We start from the raw sequence: 19129 nt of genomic DNA, 5'->3' as shown, positions 1-19129 counted from the left end.
GCCGCCCAGAAGGAGGTTTTGCCTTGTCCGCACCTTTGCGACGCGATCTTCAGGGGATCACTCTGATCATTCCCCCCGTCAGCGCTCCGACCCGTCCCTATCCGAGCGTGCCTCAGCTCGCCGGCTACCTGCGCCGGAGGGGGATCCCCGTCAGAGCCCTCGACGCCAATATCGCCTTCTGTCATCACTTCCTCCGCGGATCCCGTCTCGCGGAAGGCCTCGCCTACGCCCTGGAGAGGCTTCTCCTCCTCGACGGGAGGGAGCGCCTCTCCTATGCCGAGATGGTCGAATACCTCTCTCTGGCTCGGGCCGGAGCCATCGTCGATCACTTCGGAGCCGACACGTTCGCCGCCTACATCGAGAGACGGGAACCGATGGCCAAGGAGCTCCAGGGACGGATCCTCGACGCCGCCGCCCGGCTGATCCTCGCCGGCCACTTTCCCGAGGGAATCCGCCACAACGACGAGGACATGCAGTTCGCCGGGAGGGGCAATCCCTACTCCAGCTCGGACCTCCTCGAGGCCGCCGAGGAGGACGGCATCTTCGGGACCTTCCTCGAAGACTACCTCGGGCCTCTTTTCCGATCCGACCCCCCTCTTCTGGCCGGACTGTCCGTCGTCTTTCCCGGCCATATCGTCCCGGCCCTGAGGATCGCCAGGACGATCCGCCGCCTCTCGCCGCAGACGCAGATCGTCTTCGGCGGGCCCTTCGTCATGTTCCATCTGTCCCGGGCGCCTCATGACGCCTTCTTCCGCTACATGGACTACATGATCGTCGGCGACGGCGAGGTTCCCCTGGCGAGCCTCTACGAGACGCTCCGGAGCGGTTCGCCCGATCTGGAAAGCGTCCCCGGCCTGATCTACCTCGACGGCGGCGGAAGGCGGGCCAACGGCGAAGGGCCCCATCTTCCCCTGGAGGCCTCCTACCCCGAGTACGGCGATTTCCCCATGGAGGCCTACTACCGCCAGGCAAAGGACCCTTTCGCCTTTTTCCGCATGTCCCGGGGCTGCTCCTGGGCGCGGTGCGCCTTCTGCCGCACCCTGTCGCCTCTCATCTCCTGTTACCAGGAGGCCGATCCGGACCGGTTCTTCGAGAGGGTCAGAGATCATGCCCGAGAGGCCGGAACCGTCTTTTTCCCCTTCACCGACGACGAGGCCTCTCCCGAACGGGTCGAGGTCTTCGCGCGGCGCGTCATCGAGGAGAAGCTGCCCATCGAATGGTCCATCAACATGCGCATGGACGGCAGGCTCACTCTCGACCGCTGCCGCCTTTTCCGCGAGGCGGGCTGCATCAACCTGATCATGGGGCTCGAGAGCTTCCACGATCGCCTTCTGAGGCTCATCGCCAAGGGAATCTCCGTTCCCCTCATCGAGAGGGTCCTCTCCAACGCCTCCTGGGCGGGGCTGCGGGCCGGCATCTACATGATCGTCGGCCTCCCAACGGAGACCGTCGAGGAGGCCGAGACGTCCTTCCAGCGCATCTTCCGCTACTGCAAAGAGGGCGACGTGAGCTACGTCTTCTACTCCCCTTATCAGGTCCTGAGCGATTCTCCCATCGGTCACGCCCCGGCGCGCTACGGGATCACCTCTCTCGATCTGCCGGAGGGGCTCGATCTCGACCCGCCCAACGTCTGGTTCAAAGGCGAGGGCATGTCGCGGAGGGACTCTTTCTCGCTCATGCAGCGCTACAGCTGGACCCTCTGGCGGACTCTGGGCAAGAGGACGCCACCGCCCCTTCGCCATCTGCGCCTGGCCGGCCGCGACGTGGTCCTTCACTACGACCTGGGCGAAATGGCCGAGCGGATCAGCGCCAACGTCGAACCCTACCTCGCTTTCGGCGAATACCTGAGAAACGGCGAGGCGGGTCTCGTCCCTCTGGAGCGGAGGCCGTCGTGAGGGACGACATCCTCCTCCTCTTCCCCCCCTGCGACTCTCCCCACCGCCCCGGGGCGGCCCTGCCCCAGCTTGCGGGACACCTCCGGGGCCGAGGCCTTCCCTTGCGCGCCCTCGACGTCAACGCCGCCTTCTTCAAGGCCTTCTTCACGGAGGAAAAGGTCGAGGAGGGGTGGGCCAAGGGCGCCGACCGCCTGGAGAGCCTGACCGGAAGGCCGAGCCTCCCTTTCTCGGCCATGATGGAGTACCTGGGGCTCGTCAAGGCCGCTCTCGTCCTCGAACGGGGAGGAAAAGATCTCCTTGCCCGGGCCCTCGACGGAGGGGCGGACCTTCCCGGTCCCTTGCGCAGCGTGCTTTTCGAATCCCTCTCCAAGTTCATCTGGGCCGATGCCTACCCCGAAAGCCTCTGGAACGTGGGGGAGGGGCTCTTCTTCGAGGGAGGAAGCCCCTACAGCACGAAGGCCATTCTCGACGGAGCCCGGTCGCCGGGCCTTTTCGGCGACTTCTTCGCCTCTTGCGTCGAGGCCCACATGGCCTCAGATCGCCCCAGGCTGGTGGCCCTTTCCGTCACCTACGGAGGGCAGGTCATCCCCGCCTTTCGCCTCGCCCGGGAGATCAAGGCCCGCTTCCCCGACCTTTTCGTCGTCATGGGAGGGGCCTTCGTCTCCCTCCACCTGGCCAGGACGGAAAAGGGCGATCTCTTCCGGTGGATCGACGCCATGGCCGTAGGCGACGGCGAAAAAACCCTGGAATCGCTCTACCTGCGCCTGGGCGACGGCGGCGACCTGTCGGCCGTCGAGGGACTCGTCTTTTTCCGCGAGGGGGCCGTTCATCGCGTCCCGCCCGCTTCTCCCACGCCTCTTCGGACGGTCCGTCCCGACTGGAGCGAGTTTCCCGAGAGGGACTACTACCGCGACAGCGGCGGCGATTTCACCGGATTCCGCCTCTCCCGTGGCTGTTCCTGGGCGAAGTGCGCCTTCTGCCGCACCGAGGAGGCCTTCATCTCCCACCGAGATCGGGGCGGGTCGGCGCTGTTCGCCCGTCTCCGTCCCCTCGTCGCCTCGGGGCGGCGCTCCTTCGCCTTCGGCGATGACGAGGCCGATCCCGATCTGCTTGAGGCCTTCGCCCGGTGGCTTCTCGACGAGGGCATCGAGATCGGATGGAGCGTCAACGCCCGCATCGGCCCCGGCCTTTCGATGGAGCTCTGCCGCCTGCTCCGCCGGGCCGGCTGCCGCCGTCTCATCCTCGGCGTCGAAAGTCTCGACGACGGCCTGTTAGGCCTGATGCGCAAGGGAACGACGGAGGCTCTCGTCGAGAGGACCCTCTCCAACGCGGCCTGGGCCGGTCTCCCCCTGGGCGTCTACATGATCGTCGGCTTCCCGACGGAGGGGGAGGAGACGGCCTGGAAATCCTTCGGGAGGATCGCGGCCCTTCGCTCCGAGGGTCTCGTCGATTCCGTCTTCTACTCGGCCTTTCAGCTCGCCCCCGGGTCGGACGTGGCCCTCCATCCCGAGCGGTACGGAGTGGAGGCGATCCTCTATCCCCGCGACGCCGATCTCAATCCTCCGGCCGTCGATTTCGAGTCGCCGGGGATGAGCCGCCAGAGGGCCTTCTCCCTGAGCCAGGAGTTTTCGGCCCGCCTGAGGGAACAGGCCCTGGCCGAGGGGGGTGCTCCCTCTTCCCTCCTTCTGGCCGGGAGAAAGATCTCTCTGCCCTTCCCTCCCCGTCTGGTGGGGGAGAGAATACGGTCGTACGCCCCACCCCATCTCGATTTTTTCTCCTTCCTCGAAAGAGGCGACGAGAGCGCTCCTCCGCTGGATCGGCCCTGATCCGAGCCGGGAAGTCCCGTCGTCGGAGGCGGTCACCGAAGTCTTTTTCGAAGGGGAACGCCCCGATCTTCGGGGAAAGAGGGACGGGCAGAGGGCGAAAAAAGGGCAAGGAGGTGTGTGACCCGTGGCGGAAGGGACAAAGCTCTTTCGGAAGAAGGCCATCGATATCCTCTCCTCTCCGGAGCAGCTGGACCGGACGATGCGCTTCGTCGGTCCCAAGGCTTGGATACTGCTTCTGGCCTGCCTGGCCTCTCTGGGCGGCCTTCTCTTCTGGGGCTTTTTCGGATCGGTGGCGACGAAGGTGACAGGCTCCGGCATTCTTCTGGGGATGGGCAACGTCGTCGAGGTCAGCTCGCGCGAAGGAGGCCGGATTCTGAGCCTGTCGGGCTCTCTCAACGGCTATGTCGAGAAGGGCGACGTGCTGGGACAGATCGACCAGATCGACACGGAACAGAAGCTCGAGGAGGCCGAAAGGGAGCTGGAAGACCTCCGCGGCCAGCTGATTCAGGCCGAATCGAGCGAGACCTCCCGGCGCGGTTACGAGACGGATTACACGGAAAAACAGCGCCGGACTCTCGAGGCTTCCATCGCCTCGGCCGGGGAGAGGGCCCGAAGGCTCAAGGAGATGGAGGCGAAATACCGCAACCTCTTCGAGCGTCAGCTCGTCACCGAGGGGGAGTACAACGACGTCCGAGACAAGTACGATAAGACCTTGCAGGACATTCTCACCTACAGGGAGAATCTGGCCAAGCTTCCCGTCTCCATCGTTCAGTCCAAGACCCAGTGGGAGAAGGAAAGAAGAGATCTGGCCTACCAGATCGTCCAGATGGAGGAGCGCGTCCGCCAGCTCAAGACGACTCTCGAGGAGAACCGGATCCTGACCAGCCCCGTCTCGGGCTACATCGTCGGCCTCTACCGGAACGCCGGGGAAATGGTCGTCGGCGGCGAGGCCATCTTCGTCATCGAAGAGGCCAATCGCGCCCTGAGCGGCAAGGACGCCGGGCTCTTCGCCCAGGTCTACGTCCCAGCCGCTCAGGGCAAGAAAATCCTCAAGGACATGGAGGCCCTCGTCACGCCGACGATGGTCAAGCGGGAGGAATACGGTTCCATTCGGGGCGTCGTCCTCAGCGTCTCCGACGCACCCGTCTCGAAGAAGACCATGCTTCGCTTCCTCGGCAACGAGGACCTCGTCGAGCAGCTTTCCCGCGAGGGGGCTCCCATGGGGGTCTTCATCGACCTCGTCGACTCGGACGAGACGGCAAGCGGCTACGTCTGGACGTCGGGCAAGGGGCCTGCCGTCACCATCGACAGGAATTCGGTCTGCTCCGTCGAGATCGTGACGCGCCGCCAGAGGCCTCTGTCCCTCGTCCTGCCTTTCCTGAAGAAGTACCTTCTCGGCGTGGGGGAAGGACGATGAGGGGCTTTTTCAAGGTGCCCTCTCCCCTCAAATGGACCTCGGGTCAGGGACGGGTCAGGACGCCGACCCTCCTCCAGATGGAGGCCACCGAGTGCGGCGCCGCCGCCCTGGGCATCGTCCTCGGCTACTACCGGCGCTTCGTCCCCCTCGAAACCCTCCGCGAGGAGTGCGGCATCACCCGCGACGGCAGCAAGGCGGGCAACGTCGTCCGCGCCGCCCGGCGCTACGGCATGGAGGCCGAGGGGTACCGCGTCGAGGTGGAAGACCTTACGCAGCTTCCCCTTCCCCTCATCCTCTTCTGGAAGTTCAACCACTTTCTCGTCCTGGAGGGCGTGAAGGGAGGGAAGGTCTTCCTCAACGACCCGGCCTCGGGGCCGACCGTCATCGACAGGGAGACCTTCGACAGGGGGTTCACCGGCGTGGCCCTGTCCGTCGTCCCCGGCGGCGACTTCGTCCCCCAGGGCAGTCCCAAGCGCCCCTGGAAGGCCCTGGGACGGCGCCTCCTCTCGGTGTGGACCATGCTCCTTTTCGCCGTCGTCGCCGGCCTGGGGCTCGTCGTTCCGGGGCTGCTCGTGCCCGGACTCTACCAGGTCTTCATGGACGAGATCCTCGTCTCCTTCCAACCGGGCTACTTCAAGCCCCTTCTCCTCTTCCTCGTCGGTCTGGGCGTCCTCCAGGCCCTCCTCACCCTGCTCCAGCAGCAGACGCTTCTAAAACAGGAGATGGCCCTCGCCGTCGGCCAGTCGCTCCGCTTCTTCCTCCACGTCCTTCGCCTGCCCTATTCCTTCTTCGTCCAGCGCTTCAGCGGCGAGGTGGGCAACCGCGTGGCCCTCAACGATCAGATCGCCACGACCCTGTCGCGCCAGCTGGCCACGACGCTTCTGAGCTGTTCCACTCTCGTCTTCTTCTTCACCGTCATGATCGGCTACTCGCCGACGATTTCCCTCATCGGCGTCGCCGCGGCCCTGGCCAACGTGGCCATCCTCCTCTCCGTCAGTCGCCGCCGCTCCGACCTCAACGAGCGGATTCTCGCCGACAGGGGAAAGTTCTCGGGCATCGCCATGAGCGGTCTCCAGCTCATCGAGACCATCAAGGCCACGGGAGGGGAGGACGACCACTTCGCCCGCCTATCGGGCTACCTCACCAAGTCCAAAAACGGCCAGGTCCGGATGGGCTTCTTCAACACCCTCATCGAGCCCGTTCCCTCTCTGCTTTCTGCCGTCGTCGGCGCCGCCCTCCTCTGCCTGGGAGGCCTTCAGGTCATGGATGGCCTTCTGACTCTGGGCATGCTCCTGGCCCTTCAGACCCTGATGACCAACTTCCTGACGCCGGTGGGGCAGCTCGTCGAGCTGAGCGGCACCTTCCAGACCGTCCAGGGGACGCTCAACCGCCTCGAAGACGTGCTCCGCTACCCGGCCGACTCGCCCTGGGTCCCGGGATCGGACGAGACCGCCGGCACGCCTCCGGACCTGATCCTGCCCTTCCGCCTGACGGGACACCTCGAGGTGCGCAATCTCACCTTCGGTTACTCCCACCTCGAGGCGCCCCTCATCGAGAACTTTTCCCTCACCCTCCGGCCCGGAGCACGCATCGCCCTCGTCGGCGGGTCGGGATCGGGAAAGTCGACGGTGGCCAAGCTGGTCTGCGGGCTTTTCAAGCCCTGGTCGGGCGAGGTCCTCTTCGACGGCCTGCCCCTGTCGGCCATGGACAGGGGCAGGATGGCCCGCTCCTTCTCCTTCGTCGACCAGGATATCGTCCTCTACGAGGGGACGGTAAGGGAGAACCTGACTCTCTGGCGCGACGGCATCCCTGACGAGTGGATCGTCCAGGCCTGCCGCGACGGGGCCATCCATGACGAAATCGTCGCCCGGCCCAAGGGATACGACTCCCTCGTCGAGGAGAACGGCCGCAACTTCAGCGGCGGCCAGAGGCAGCGTCTGGAAATCGCCAGGGCCCTCGTCATGAGCCCCTCCCTCCTCGTCATGGACGAGGCGACGAGCGCCCTCGACACGCAGACGGAGCGCCTCGTCGACGGAGGACTCCGACGACGAGGCTGTTCCTGTCTCATCGTCGCCCACCGTCTGTCGACGATCCGGGACAGCGATGAAATCATCGTCCTCGAGAGGGGCAAGGTGGTGGAGCGGGGGAATCATGAGACGCTCATGGCCCTTGGCGGCCGCTACCGGTCCCTCATCGAGAACTGAGGGAGGGAGAGACAATGGACGAACTGATCGGCCGCCTCGGCGGTACCGGAAGAGAAAGGGTCCTTCTCCCCTCCGCTCCCGAGCGCCTGGGGCGGGAAAAAAGAGTCCTCCTCGTCGTCGACGGCACCGTCGACGTTCGGGGCGTCCTCCTGTCGAAGGGGCGGGATTGGGGGCCCCGGGAACCCCTTTTCTCCCTCGAGCCGGGAGAGTTCCTCTGGGATGCCGTCGCCGACGATGCCTCCTACGCTCTGGAGATGACGGCTCGCGACCGGGTCCGTCTGATCGTCTTCGCCTGGGAGGAGCTCGACGCCGCCGAGCTCCCGCTGAAGAAGGCGCTTCAAGAGGGGATGGAGGCCTTCCTCGACAAGTTCGGCCTCTGGCTGGCCCGATCGGTCCCGCCCCTCTCGGTCGCTCCGGAACGGGCCGAGGGACCGGGACCTCATCCCTGCTCGGCCGACTCCTTTTTCGCCGCGCCCTCGGAGGCTCGCTGGGCCCTCGTCGAGGAGGGCGACGTGGCCCTTCTCGGAGAGGAGACGGTGGAGAGGGCTTCGGCCCTTTTCGTCGGCGACGCCCTCTGGCTCCGAGGACTCTCGGAGGGGGCCGTGCGGTGGCTTTCGGCCCGTGACCTGTCGGGGCGGGACATGGAGGCGGCCCTGGAGGGGACCCTCTCCCTCTACCGGCGCCTCGCCTTTCTTCACGGTCGACTCGACCTGGCCGACCAGTGGAACCTTTCGAGGTCGATGGCCGCCCAGGGGCGGGAACAGTTCGCCTCCGCCCTCGGCGACCTGGGCTCCCTTCTCTCGCGTAAGGAGGAGCACAAGGGGCCTCCTCCGACAGGCCCGCTCATGAAGATCGCCTACCGCCTGGGGGAGCTTCAGGGATTCAGTCTCCCCCAGGGGCTGCGCCACCCTGAATCGATCGTCACCGTCGAGGATCTGGGCCGGGCCCTGAGCCTCCGGGTCCGCAAGGTGACGCTCGAAAGGGACTGGTGGAAGGACGACGGCCTCCCTCTCATCGCCTTCAGGGGCGAGGAGAGAAAGCCCGTCGCCCTCCTTCCGGGCAGGGGGAGGTACGGTCTCTACGACCCGTCGGACGACTCGAAAAGGCCTCTCGACGCGACGAGGGCGGCCGAGCTGGAGCGGGAGGCCTATGCCGTCTACCGTCCCTTTCCTCCCGGCAGGCTGACCAAGAGGGACCTCTTCTCTTTCGGACTTTTCCGATCGGGACGGGAGATTCTCGTGGCCGTCGTCGCCGCCTTCGCCATGGGGGGATTGGGGCTTCTCGTCCCCGTCATCAACGGCAAGGTCTTTCAGGACGTCATCCCCGCCGCCGAGAGAGGCCAGATCGTCGAGGCCTTCGTCGTCCTCCTCGCCCTGGGGCTCTCGACGGCCCTTCTCCGCCTTTTTCAGCAGATCAGCCTTTTTCGCGTCGAAAGCCGCATGGACCACGACATCGAGATGGCCCTCTGGGATCGCATGCTGCGCCTCCGGGCCACCTTCTTCCGCCGCTACTCGGCAGGCGACCTGGCCAACAGGGCCTTCGGCCTCAATTCGGTCCACCAGTACATGAGTCAGTCGGGGAGGACGGTGGTGACCAACTTCGTCTACACCCTGCTCTTCCTGGCCCAGATGTTCTATTACGATTGGAAGGTCGCCCTCGCCGCCGCGGGTTGCCTCTCTCTTCTCGGATCGGCCATGGCCCTCACGGGCTACATCCAGATCCGTTTTCAGAGGAAAATGGTCGCCCTTCAGAACAGGCTGAGCGGCCTCGTCCTCCAGATCCTGACGGGGCTCAACAAGATCCGCGTCGCCGCCGCCGAGGAACCGGCCTTCGCCCGCTGGGCCTACCTCTTCGGCGCCCAACGCCTCTGCAACTACAGGTCGGCCCGGGCCGCGGCCATCCTGAGCGGTTTCGCCTCGGCCTTCCCCCCCCTGTGCGCCGTCGTCATCTTCCTCGTCATCATGTATGGCCGCGTGGGCTACCCCGACGACATGGGAAAGGCCTACGACCTGGGGCGTTTCGTCAGCTTCTGGTCCGCCTACGGCGCCATGCAGGGCGCTTTCCTCAGCCTCGTCTCGACGGTGGCCACCCTCTTCGCCGTCCTGCCCCTCTACGAGGCCCTGTCGCCCATCCTCGACGAAGAGCCCGAAGTGGGCGACCACAAGGCCGATCCCGGCCCTCTCAGGGGGAAAATCGACATGACGGCCCTGACCTTCCGCTACCACAGAGACGCTCCCGTCCTCTTCCAGAACTTCTCCCTGTCCATAAGGCCTGGGGAGTTCGTCGCCGTCGTCGGCCCCTCGGGGGCGGGCAAATCGACGCTGATCCGCCTCCTGCTGGGCTTCGAGTTTCCCGAGGTGGGCGACGTCTTCTACGACGACAAGCCGCTCAAGGACATGGATCTCCGCAAGGTCCGCTCCCAGATCGGCGTCGTTCTCCAGCAGGGAGGCATCATCGCCGGCGACCTTTTCTCCAACATCGTCTGTTCCCGTCCTCTCTCCATCGAACAGGCCTGGGAGGCGGCCCGGGTGGCCGGTCTCGAAGAGGACATCAAGGCCATGCCCATGGGGATGCACACCATGATCACCGAAGGGGCCAACACCCTTTCGGGAGGACAGAGGCAGCGTCTGGCCATCGCCCGCGCCGTCGTCGCCAGGCCCGCCATCCTCCTCTTCGACGAGGCCACGTCGGCCCTCGATAACCGGACTCAGGACGAGGTCTCCCGGAGCCTGGAACGCCTCAAGGCGACGCGGATCGTCGTGGCCCATCGCCTCTCGACGGTCCGCAACGCCGACCGCATCGTCGTCGTCGCCGGAGGGGGCGTGGCCGAAGAGGGGACCTTCGATGACCTCCTGGCCCGTCGGGGACTCTTCTACGAGCTCAGTCTCCGTCAGATGACGTGAAAAGGGAGGTGCCGCCCGCAATGTTCCGTCGCGTGATGACCCTCGTCTTTCTCTTTTCCCTCTTGGGGGCCTCTCCCTGCCGTGGCGCCGAGGAAAAGGGCGCTCCTCCGGGGAGCGTCCTCGACCTGGAGAGCTGTCTTCTCGTCGTTTTGAAGAAAAATCCCTCCATCGAGGCCGACCGTTTCAAGGCCCAGGCCCTTCGCGAAGATGCCCGCGTCGTCGTCGCGAACCAGAAGACCAACGTCTCTCTCTCCGGATCCTTCGAGAGATGGACCTACTATCCCGACAGCCGGAGCGACCAGACCCTCTCCCTGGTGCTGCGCCAGAACGTGGACGTGTCCGGCCTCTACAGGGAGACGGAACGGAAGGCCCTCTTCGCCTACCGCCAGGCCCTCCACGACTACGCCGCGACGATCAACTCCGTCCTCTCCGAGGCAGAACAGGCCTACTGGAAGGCTTTTTTCGCCCGGCGGAAGGCGGACCTTCTCGAAGCGGTCCTCGAAGAGCGCCGTCAGGCCTTGGATCTTCTCGAGCTCCAGCTCTCGCAGCAGCTCGTCACGAAAATCGACGTCACCAAAGGCCGCGTCAACCTGGAAGAGGGCCTGCTGGCCCTCGAGGAGGCCAAGGCCTCCGAAATTCAGGCCCTGGAGGAACTTGCCTGGTACGCCGGAGGCGAGAGACTCGTCCCTCTTCAGGAAGGTCCCGATCCCGTGCCCTCCCTGCCGGGCAGTCTCGACGAGGCCCTCAGGAACAATCCCAAACTCGCCTCGGCCCGGACCGGCGTCGACTATTCCCGTACGCTCCTGGCCCTGGCCGCCAAAGGCAGAACGCCCACGGTCCAGCTTCAGGCCACCTACCGCCTCTGGACCGACTACACCTACCCCTACTCGGACGTCGAGGAAAACGAGTGGGATCTCCTCCTTTACGTCGACATCCCCCTCGTCGACGGGGGGAAGGAGAAGGCCGACGTGAGGAAAAACGTCAATCTGGTTGAAGAATCCCTTCGCCGTCTCAGGGCCGCCGACGACGAGATCCGTCTGCACTACCGTCAGGCCTGCGACGAGTGGGCGTCGGCCATGCGAAAGGTCGAGGTCCTCGAACGGCAGCAGCGGCACACCGACGAAAATCAGAGCGATATCTGGACCCTTTTCCAGGAGCGCCTGAAGGACACCCTGGCCCTCATGGATGCCTTCGAGAAGGACCAGCAGGCCAAGACGCAGCTCGTCGAGGCCCGTCTCGACGTCTGCCTCGCCGAGGCCAAGGCCCGGGAGGCCCTGGGCCATTACCTGGAAAGGGTGCCGAAAGATCGCCTGGAAGGAGGCTCTCCCTGATGGGTGGACGTTTCTCGGCCTGGGAGGGGCGGCCCCTATTCAAACGGACCATCATGGCCGTGGGCCTTCCGGAAGAGCAGGTGCTCTTCCCCTTCCTGCCGGCCCCCTTCGTGACCCGCTTCGAGCCCTGGCAGCGCGTCCTGGTCCAGCTCTTCGACGGGAGCCGCACTCTGGGCGAGCTCCTCTCCATTCTCTCCCTCATGGGCTATGACGTCGCCGCCGAGGCCCTTCTCTCCTTCGTCGACCGTCTGGATGCCCTCTGCCTCCTCGAGGAGGGCCGGGAGGTGGTGACGGAGGACGATGACCGCTACGGCCGGCAACGCCTGTTTTTCGGCGCCTGGCGTCCCGACGGGGTCTCCTTCGCCGCCGAGGCCCAGAGGCGGATCGAGACCTGTCGGGTCGTCCTCTTCGGCGTCGGCGGCGGCGGTTCTCACCTCCTCCAGGACCTCGTCGCCTTCGGCGTGGGCCATCTGACCGTCGTCGACTTCGACGACGTCGAGCCCTCCAACCTGAACCGCCAGTGCCTCTACCGTCCCGAGGACATAGGGCGCTCCAAGATCGACGTCCTCCGCCGCGAGCTCCCGCGGTGGAACGGCGACATCGACTTCCGCTTCGTCGATAGGGCCATGGACGGCGTCGAGGCCTTCGCCTCCGTGATGGAAGGGCAGGACCTGGCCCTTCTCACGGCCGACTCGCCGCGGGAGGCCGTCTTTCTCTGGTTCAACGATGCCCTTTACAGGGCGAAAACGGCGGGCCTCTTCACGGCCGGCGTCACGGCCACATCCCTTTCCGTCGGTCCCCTCGTCGTTCCGGGCAGGACGGCCTGCTACCGCTGCTCCCTTCCGCCCTGGCGGCCCGACTTCTCCCGCCCCGAAGTGGCGGCCGTCAACGGTCCCTACCGCCACGGCGTCATCGCCCCTCAGGTGGGCATCGTCGGCAGCCTCATGGCTCTCGAAGCCCTCCGCTTCCTAACCGGCTTCGAGAAACCCCTGACCGAAGGGGCCCGCCTCGTCCTGGACCTCTCCCGCTGGGAGGCCCGGCGCGTCGCCGTGACGCCCAGGCCGGACTGCCCCTGCCGCTGTGGGGCCGGAGGTGATCCCCCCTGTATCTGAATTTCGAGGGCAGACAGATTCACTATGCCGTCGAGGGCGAGGGACGGTCCCTTCTCTTTCTCAGCGGTCTCGGCATGCCCCTTGCGGGCTGGCAGGGCATCGTCTCCGCCCTGGGCCCGACCTACAGGGCCATCCGCTTCGATCCGCCCGGTTCGGGCGGAAGCGACGATCCCGGCCAGCCTTTCTCCGTGGCGGACATGGCCCGAACGGCAGAGGCCCTTCTGGAGGCCCTCTCCGTCGAAAGGCCCCTCCTCGTCGCCACCTCCATGGGAGGCTTCGCGGCCCTCGAAATGGCCCTTCGTCGCCTTTCCTCCGTCGAGGGGATGGTCCTTTTCGGCACCGCCTCGCGCCTGGAGGGGCAGGGACGTTTTCAGATCGAGACCTGGCGGCGTCTGCGCCGGGAGGGCGTCTCGCCGGAGAGCCTCCTGCGGATTCAGCTTGGGGCTACCCTTCCTCCGGCTCTTTTCGCCGATCCCGCCCGGCTGGAGGCCATGATCGCCTTCTTCCTCGCCCACCGGGATGTCTTCGGCCAGAGCGACGAGGGTTTTCTGGCTCAGTCCCGGGCCTGTCTCGACTTCGACAGGGACGACCGTCTCGGCGAAATCGCCGTTCCGGCCCTGCTCGTCGCCGGAGGGGAGGACCGGATGGTCCGCCCCGAAGAGGTCCGGTCCCTTCATCGGCACCTGAGGGAAAGCCGCTTCGAGATCCTGCCCGACGGCGGCCATGCCCTGGCCGTGACGGAGAGCCCTGCCATGGCCCGGATGATCGCGGCTTTCGCGGTCTCCCTGTGAAATGAGGAAAAAAGACGCAAAAAAGGGGAAGGCGGACCCAGTCCGCCCCCCCTTTTTTTTGCGTCTGGGCCCCTTTCCGGCCCGGTGGTTCTAGAAGAGCCCCGAAACGCGGCCTTTCTCGTCGACGTCGATGGCCAGGGCCGCCGGTCTTTTGGGCAGGCCCGGCATGGTCATGATGCTTCCCGTGACGGCCACGAGGAACCCCGCCCCGGCGGCGATGCGGACCTCGCGGACGGTGACGGTGAAGTTCCGGGGCCGTCCCTTCTTGGCAGGGTCATCGGAGAGAGAGGCCTGGGTCTTGGCCATGCAGACCAGAAGCCCGTCCAGTCCCAGGGCGCTGACGGTCTTGAGGTCCTTCTCGGCCTGGTCGGTGAAGGCGATGTCGTCGGCGCCGTAGATCTTGGTGGCGATGGCCCTCATCTTCTCCTTGGGGGGAAGGTCGGCGTCGTAGAGGAAGTGGAAGGCCTTGGGCTCGTCGCAGGCGGCGATGACCTTCCGGGCCAGATCGAGCCCTCCCTCGCCGCCCTTGGCCCAGACTTCGGAGAGGGCCACGGGAGCGCCAAGGGCACGGCACTTCTCCTCGACGAGGGCCAGCTCCTCGGGACGGTCCGTGGGGAAGGCGTTGACGGCGACGACGACGGGAAGGCCGAAGCCCTTGATGTTTTCGATGTGCTTCTCCAGGTTGGGGATGCCCGCGGCCAGGGCCTCCATGTCGAGCTCGCCGAGCCTCTCCTTGGCCATGCCTCCGTGCATCTTCAGGGCCCGTACGGTGGCGACGATGACGACGGCGTCGGGCTTGAGGCCGGCCAGGCGACACTTGATGTCGAGGAACTTCTCGGCGCCCAGGTCGGCGGCGAAGCCCGCCTCGGTGACGAAATAGTCGGCCAGCTTGAGGCCGTACTTGGTGGCCATGACGCTGTTGCAGCCGTGGGCGATGTTGGCGAAGGGGCCGCCGTGAATGAAGGCCGGAACGCCCTCGAGGGTCTGGACGAGGTTGGGCTTGAGGGCGTCCTTGAGGAGCATGGCCATGGCCCCCGGAGCGCCCAGATCGCCGGCCGTGACGGGCCTGTCGTCGTAGGTGTAGGCGACGATGATCCGGGCCAGGCGTTCCTTCAGATCGGAGATGCCCGAGGCGAGACAGAGGATGGCCATGACCTCGGAGGCGACGGTGATGTCGAAGCCGTTCTCCCGGGGCACGCCCTGGGCCTTGCCTCCCAGGCCGATGACGATGTTGCGGAGGGCCCGGTCGTTCATGTCCATGACGCGGCGCAGGACGACGCGGCGGGGGTCGATGTTGAGCTCGTTGCCCTGCTGGAGAGAGTTGTCGACCATGGCGGCCAGCAGGTTGTGGGCCGCCGTGATGGCGTGGATGTCGCCGGTGAAGTGGATGTTGATGTCCTCCATGGGGACGACCTGGCTGTAGCCGCCTCCGGCGGCTCCGCCCTTGACGCCGAAGACGGGGCCCAGTGAGGGCTCCCTCAGGGCCAGGGTGGTCTTCTTGCCCAGCCGGGCCAATCCCTGGGCCAGGCCTACGGAGGTCGTCGTCTTCCCCTCTCCGGCCGGCGTCGGCGTGATGGCCGTGACAAGGATCAGCTTGCCGTCGTCGTTGCCCCTGATCCTCTCCCAGAGGTCGAAAGAGACCTTGGCCTTGTACTTGCCGTAGTGTTCAAGATCGTCGTCGCCGATTCCGAGTTTGGCTGCGATGGCATCGATGGGCTCCATGACGCACTGCTGGGCGATGTCGATGTCGGAGAGGTGCTGGCTCATATTAAACCTCCTAGGCATGTTGGAGTTGGCGATACACCGGACATATTAGCATAAAACGACAAAAAAGTTTGCCACTCAATAGAGGAGCATGGCGATCGGCGAGGCGATGAGGATCGTCAGGACGACGCGCTCGAACCAGATGACGAGGATGTCGCCCATCTTGATGGGAATGTCGGTGCCGACGATGCAGGGGATGATGGCCGAGAAAAAGAGAATTTCCGAGATGCAGAGGACGGCCATGGTGAAACGCAGGACCATGGGGGCATCGGCCTTGGCGACGAGAATGGCCGGGAGGAACATCTCGGCCAGGGAGACGGCGGCCGCCTTGCCGGCCAGAAGGGCCTCGGGCATGGAGAAGAGCTTGAAGAAGGGGTAGAAGGCGTAGCCCAGGATGTCGAAGATGGGCGTGTGGTTGGCTGCCAGAAGCCCGAGGAGGCCGATGGAGGTGATGGAGGGAATGACGGCCATGGCCATGTTCAGCCCCTCCTTGAGGTTGGATGCCATGAGGGAGGCCACGGAGGGGGCGCCGGCCGCCGTGTCGAGCCCCTCTTTCCAGGCACGGGCGAAAAGGGAGCCCTGAGTCGTCTCCTCCTCGGGAGCCCTGCCCGTGTAGTAGCTGTCGGCCATGGAGGCCAGGGGCCAGAGGCGCGTCGTCACGGCCGTGACGGCGAAAGTGACGGCCATGGAGACCCAGAAGAAGGTGCCCCACTCTTCCATGAGCCCCAGCGTCTTGGCGACGATGAGCATGAAGGTGGCCGAAACGGTGGAGAATCCCGTGGCGATGATGGCCGCTTCCCGGGCCGAATACTTGCCCTGACGGTAGACGTTGTTGGTGATGATCAGGCCCACCGAGTAGCTGCCGACGAAAGAGGCGACGGCGTCGATGGCCGAGCGGCCCGGCGTCCTGAAGACGGGTCTCATGACGGGCGTCATGAGGACTCCGGTGAATTCCAGCAGGCCGAAGCCGACGAGGAAGGCCAGGAAAAGAGATCCGATGGGGATGACGAGCCCGACGGGAATGGCCAGCTTGGAGAAGAGAAAGGGGCCGACGCCGGGATCGAGGAGCCAGGCGGGACCGATCTTGAAGTAGATCATGGGACCGATGACGGCTCCGGCGACTTTTGCGAAGGAGAAGACGAGGTCCGTCGTCGACCGGTTCCAGGTCTTGCGGAGGAAGGGGGCCGCCGCTCCGGCGACCATGACGGCTATGGCGTAAAGGGCCGATGCCCCGGGCAGGCTGTTGCGGATGGCCGTGATGATGTGATCGACGGGGATGGTCGAGTTCCCGCCGAGAGTCAGGGGGAAGAAGAACATGAAAAGACCGAAGAGACTCAGCCCCAGAAAACGGGCCAGAGCCACGCCGGAACCGACTGTCGGGGAAGTGTCTTTGTTCGAAGACAAGGGGGATCCTCCTTAAAAAAAGATGAGGTGTGCCGTTGCGCCGGGAAAAAGGGGTGATGAATGAAGAGGACAGACAGAAGCGGGCCGTCGAGATAGGAAGGGCGTCCTTCTTTCGCCTCGGGAGGCCGGAAAGGCCCTCTGTCTTTCCGGCCTCCCGTCAAAGGCTTCCCGTCGCAAAGGCCCGACTTCCCTCCCGCAGGAGATCTGGGGCTATGAGAGGCCGATGATCTTCCTGCGGGAAGGGAGGCTGGGCGTCTGCCGGACGTCTCCGGAAAAGGGTTGATTCGGCCCGATCGGCCAGACTCAAAGCCTGGCTTCAAGAACAAGGAATTCCCTTCGGACGGTGAGGATGGGGATCAACCCTCGTCGGGACCGGTCCGGCGGGCTCCGGAAAGAGGATCTATCGTTTCTCCCAGGCTCTGTCCACGGCCTTGGCGACGAGTTCCTCGGCGGGGACGTAGGGGAGGGTGATGTGGTAGCTGCCGGGGTACTTGGCGTTCACCTCGGCGCCCACCTCGACGGCGTGGTCGCAGCGGCCCCAGGCGCGGCGGGCGACGCCGCCCAGAACGTCCCACATCATGGCGGACCGGATGATCTCGTCGGTCCGCTCCGATCCGTCGAGGACCATGCCGAAGCCGCCGTTGATGACCTTGCCGATGCCGACGCCTCCGCCGTTGTGGAGGGAGCAGAGCGTCATGCCTCGGGCGGCGTTGCCGGCGAAGCACTGAGTGGCCATGTCGGCGCAGATGTTGCTGCCGTCCTTGATGTTGGACGTCTCCCGGTAGGGCGAATCGGTGCCGGAGACGTCGTGGTGGTCGCGGCCGAGCATGACGGGGCCGATCTCGCCCTTGCGGACCATGTCGTTGAACTTGAGGGCGATCCTGGTCCGCCCCTCGGCATCCTGATAGAGGATGCGGCACTGGGTGCCCACGACGAGACGGTTCTTCTCGGCATCGCGGATCCAGATCCAGTTGTCGTAGTCCTGGCTTCGCCGGTTGGGGTCGATGCACTCCATGGCGGCCCTGTCGGTCCTGCGCAGGTCCTCGGGCTTGCCGCTCAGGCAGCACCAGCGGAAGGGCCCGTAGCCGTAGTCGAAGAGGACGGGACCCATGATGTCCTCGACGTAGGAGGGCCAGATGAACCCGTCGTAGGTGTTCTCGCCGTTCTTGCAGATCTCCTTGACGCCGGCGTCGTAGACGGCCCGCATGAAGGAGTTGCCGTAGTCGAAGAAGTAGGTTCCCCGCTCGACAAGGGTCTTGATCAATTCGTAGTGCCTTCTCAGCGTCTCGTCGACGCGGCGGCGGTATTCGTCCGGATTGTCGTGGAGCATGGCGGTGCGCTCCTCGAAGGAGAGGCCCACGGGGCAGTAGCCGCCGTCATAGGGGGCATGGCAGGAGGTCTGGTCCGAGAGAAGGGGAATCTCGATGCCCTTGTCCACGGCGTACTGGAGCAGATCGACGATGTTGCCGTGATAGGCGATGGAGAGGGCCTGCTTCTTCTCCTGGGCCTCCCTGGCCAAGGCGAAGGCCTCCTGGCAGGTTTCGGCCACGGCGCTGACCCAGCCCTGGCTGCGCCTCGTCTCGATCCGCGAGGCGTCCACCTCGGCGACGATGCCGACGCCGCCGGCGATCTCGATGGCCTTGGGCTGGGCGCCGCTCATGCCGCCCAGGCCGGAGGAGATGAAGAGGATTCCGGCGAGGTTCTCCTTGGGACCGATGCCGAGGCGCTGGCGCGCGGCGTTGAGAAGGGTGTTGAAGGTGCCGTGGACGATGCCCTGGGGGCCGATGTACATCCAGCCGCCGGCCGTCATCTGGCCGTAGTTGGTCACGCCGAGCTGCATGGCCCGGTGCCATTCGGTCTGGTTGTCGAAGATGCCGACGAGAAGCCCGTTGGTGACGATCACTCGGGGGGCCTCGGGCCGAGACTTAAAGAGCCCCAGAGGATGGCCGCTTTCGACGACGAGAGTCGTGTCGTCGGTCAGTTCCTCGAGGTATTTCTTGAGGAGCCGGTACTGGAGCCAGTTCTGGCAGACCTGTCCCGTCTCGCCGTAGGTCACCAGCTCGTAGGGGTAGAGTGCCACGTCGAAATCGAGGTTGTTGTCGATCATGACCTGGAAGGCCTTGCCGGCGAGACACTTGCCCTTGTACTCATCGATGGGCCGGCCCCAGATCCGTCCCTCGGGACGAAAGCGGTAGGCGTAGATCCGGCCCATGGTACGCAGCTCTTCCATGAACTCCGGAGCCAGAAGGGCGTGGTGTTCCTCGGGGACATAGCGGAGGGCGTTCTTCAGGGCCAGCTCCGTCTCCTTGCGGCTCAGCGTCCAGCCCCTGTCGGGGGCGCGCCGTATGCCTGAAGCGAAGTGGGGATGCTCGGGCAGGGTCGCATCGAGTTTGATCGTCATGGCTGCACCGATGGTGGCGTTGCTTTCCATTGAAGATCCCTCCTGTTTTCGTCGGGAACGGACGTTCCCGCCAGATCCGGA

At 65.4% G+C, this 19129-nt stretch carries 11 protein-coding genes; 8 read left to right on the top strand and 3 right to left on the bottom strand.

Features of this window, described 5'->3' with window-relative positions:
- Positions 1-23: 23 nt before the first annotated feature.
- The 8 genes from KAR29_RS05435 to KAR29_RS05400 all read left to right on the top strand — a co-directional run bounded on the left by KAR29_RS05435 (position 24) and on the right by KAR29_RS05400 (position 13479).
- On the top strand, positions 24-1895 hold the full coding sequence (locus tag KAR29_RS05435; protein WP_274374603.1) for a B12-binding domain-containing radical SAM protein: 1872 nt from the start codon (positions 24-26) through the stop codon (positions 1893-1895).
- Positions 1892-3721, top strand: a complete 1830-nt coding sequence (locus tag KAR29_RS05430; RefSeq protein WP_274374602.1) for a B12-binding domain-containing radical SAM protein — start codon at positions 1892-1894, stop codon at positions 3719-3721. The genes KAR29_RS05435 and KAR29_RS05430 overlap by 4 nt, the downstream gene beginning before the upstream one ends.
- A gap of 124 nt (positions 3722-3845) precedes the next feature.
- Positions 3846-5138 carry an NHLP bacteriocin system secretion protein gene (locus KAR29_RS05425; protein WP_274374601.1) on the top strand — a complete coding sequence of 431 codons (1293 nt, stop codon included), beginning with the start codon at positions 3846-3848 and terminating at the stop codon, positions 5136-5138.
- The gene (locus KAR29_RS05420) at positions 5135-7342 is read left to right on the top strand and encodes an NHLP family bacteriocin export ABC transporter peptidase/permease/ATPase subunit (RefSeq protein ID WP_274374600.1); all 2208 of its coding nucleotides are present in this window, start codon (positions 5135-5137) and stop codon (positions 7340-7342) included. The genes KAR29_RS05425 and KAR29_RS05420 overlap by 4 nt, the downstream gene beginning before the upstream one ends.
- Positions 7343-7356: 14 nt before the next feature.
- The gene (locus KAR29_RS05415) at positions 7357-10245 is read left to right on the top strand and encodes an NHLP bacteriocin export ABC transporter permease/ATPase subunit (protein ID WP_274374599.1); all 2889 of its coding nucleotides are present in this window, start codon (positions 7357-7359) and stop codon (positions 10243-10245) included.
- 20 nt (positions 10246-10265) lie between these two features.
- Positions 10266-11576 (top strand): TolC family protein, encoded by a 1311-nt coding sequence (locus tag KAR29_RS05410; protein WP_274374598.1) that lies wholly within the window; start codon positions 10266-10268, stop codon positions 11574-11576.
- Complete coding sequence (locus tag KAR29_RS05405) at positions 11576-12688, top strand: HesA/MoeB/ThiF family protein (protein ID WP_274374597.1); 1113 nt, start codon at positions 11576-11578, stop codon at positions 12686-12688. Before KAR29_RS05410 ends, KAR29_RS05405 begins: the two co-directional genes overlap by 1 nt.
- Positions 12679-13479 carry an alpha/beta fold hydrolase gene (locus KAR29_RS05400; RefSeq protein ID WP_311135627.1) on the top strand — a complete coding sequence of 267 codons (801 nt, stop codon included), beginning with the start codon at positions 12679-12681 and terminating at the stop codon, positions 13477-13479. The genes KAR29_RS05405 and KAR29_RS05400 overlap by 10 nt, the downstream gene beginning before the upstream one ends.
- Positions 13480-13569: 90 nt before the next feature.
- Here the strand turns inward: KAR29_RS05400 and KAR29_RS05395 are convergent, their stop codons facing one another.
- From KAR29_RS05395 to KAR29_RS05385, 3 genes are all read right to left on the bottom strand, one after another.
- Complete coding sequence (locus KAR29_RS05395; RefSeq protein WP_274374596.1) at positions 13570-15246, bottom strand: formate--tetrahydrofolate ligase; 1677 nt, start codon at positions 15244-15246, stop codon at positions 13570-13572.
- 75 nt (positions 15247-15321) lie between these two features.
- A complete protein-coding gene (locus KAR29_RS05390; protein ID WP_274374595.1) occupies positions 15322-16647 on the bottom strand; it encodes a YjiH family protein in 1326 nt (441 codons plus the stop codon).
- Positions 16648-17047: 400 nt separating this feature from the next.
- Complete coding sequence (locus KAR29_RS05385) at positions 17048-19078, bottom strand: urocanate hydratase (RefSeq protein WP_274374594.1); 2031 nt, start codon at positions 19076-19078, stop codon at positions 17048-17050.
- Positions 19079-19129: the final 51 nt, after the last annotated feature.

This window comes from Aminithiophilus ramosus, assembly GCF_018069705.1.
GTDB classification, from domain to species: Bacteria; Synergistota; Synergistia; order Synergistales; family Aminithiophilaceae; genus Aminithiophilus; species Aminithiophilus ramosus.
The sequence above is the reverse complement of the archived record's forward strand: the minus strand, read 5'-3'. Positions and strand labels throughout refer to the sequence as shown.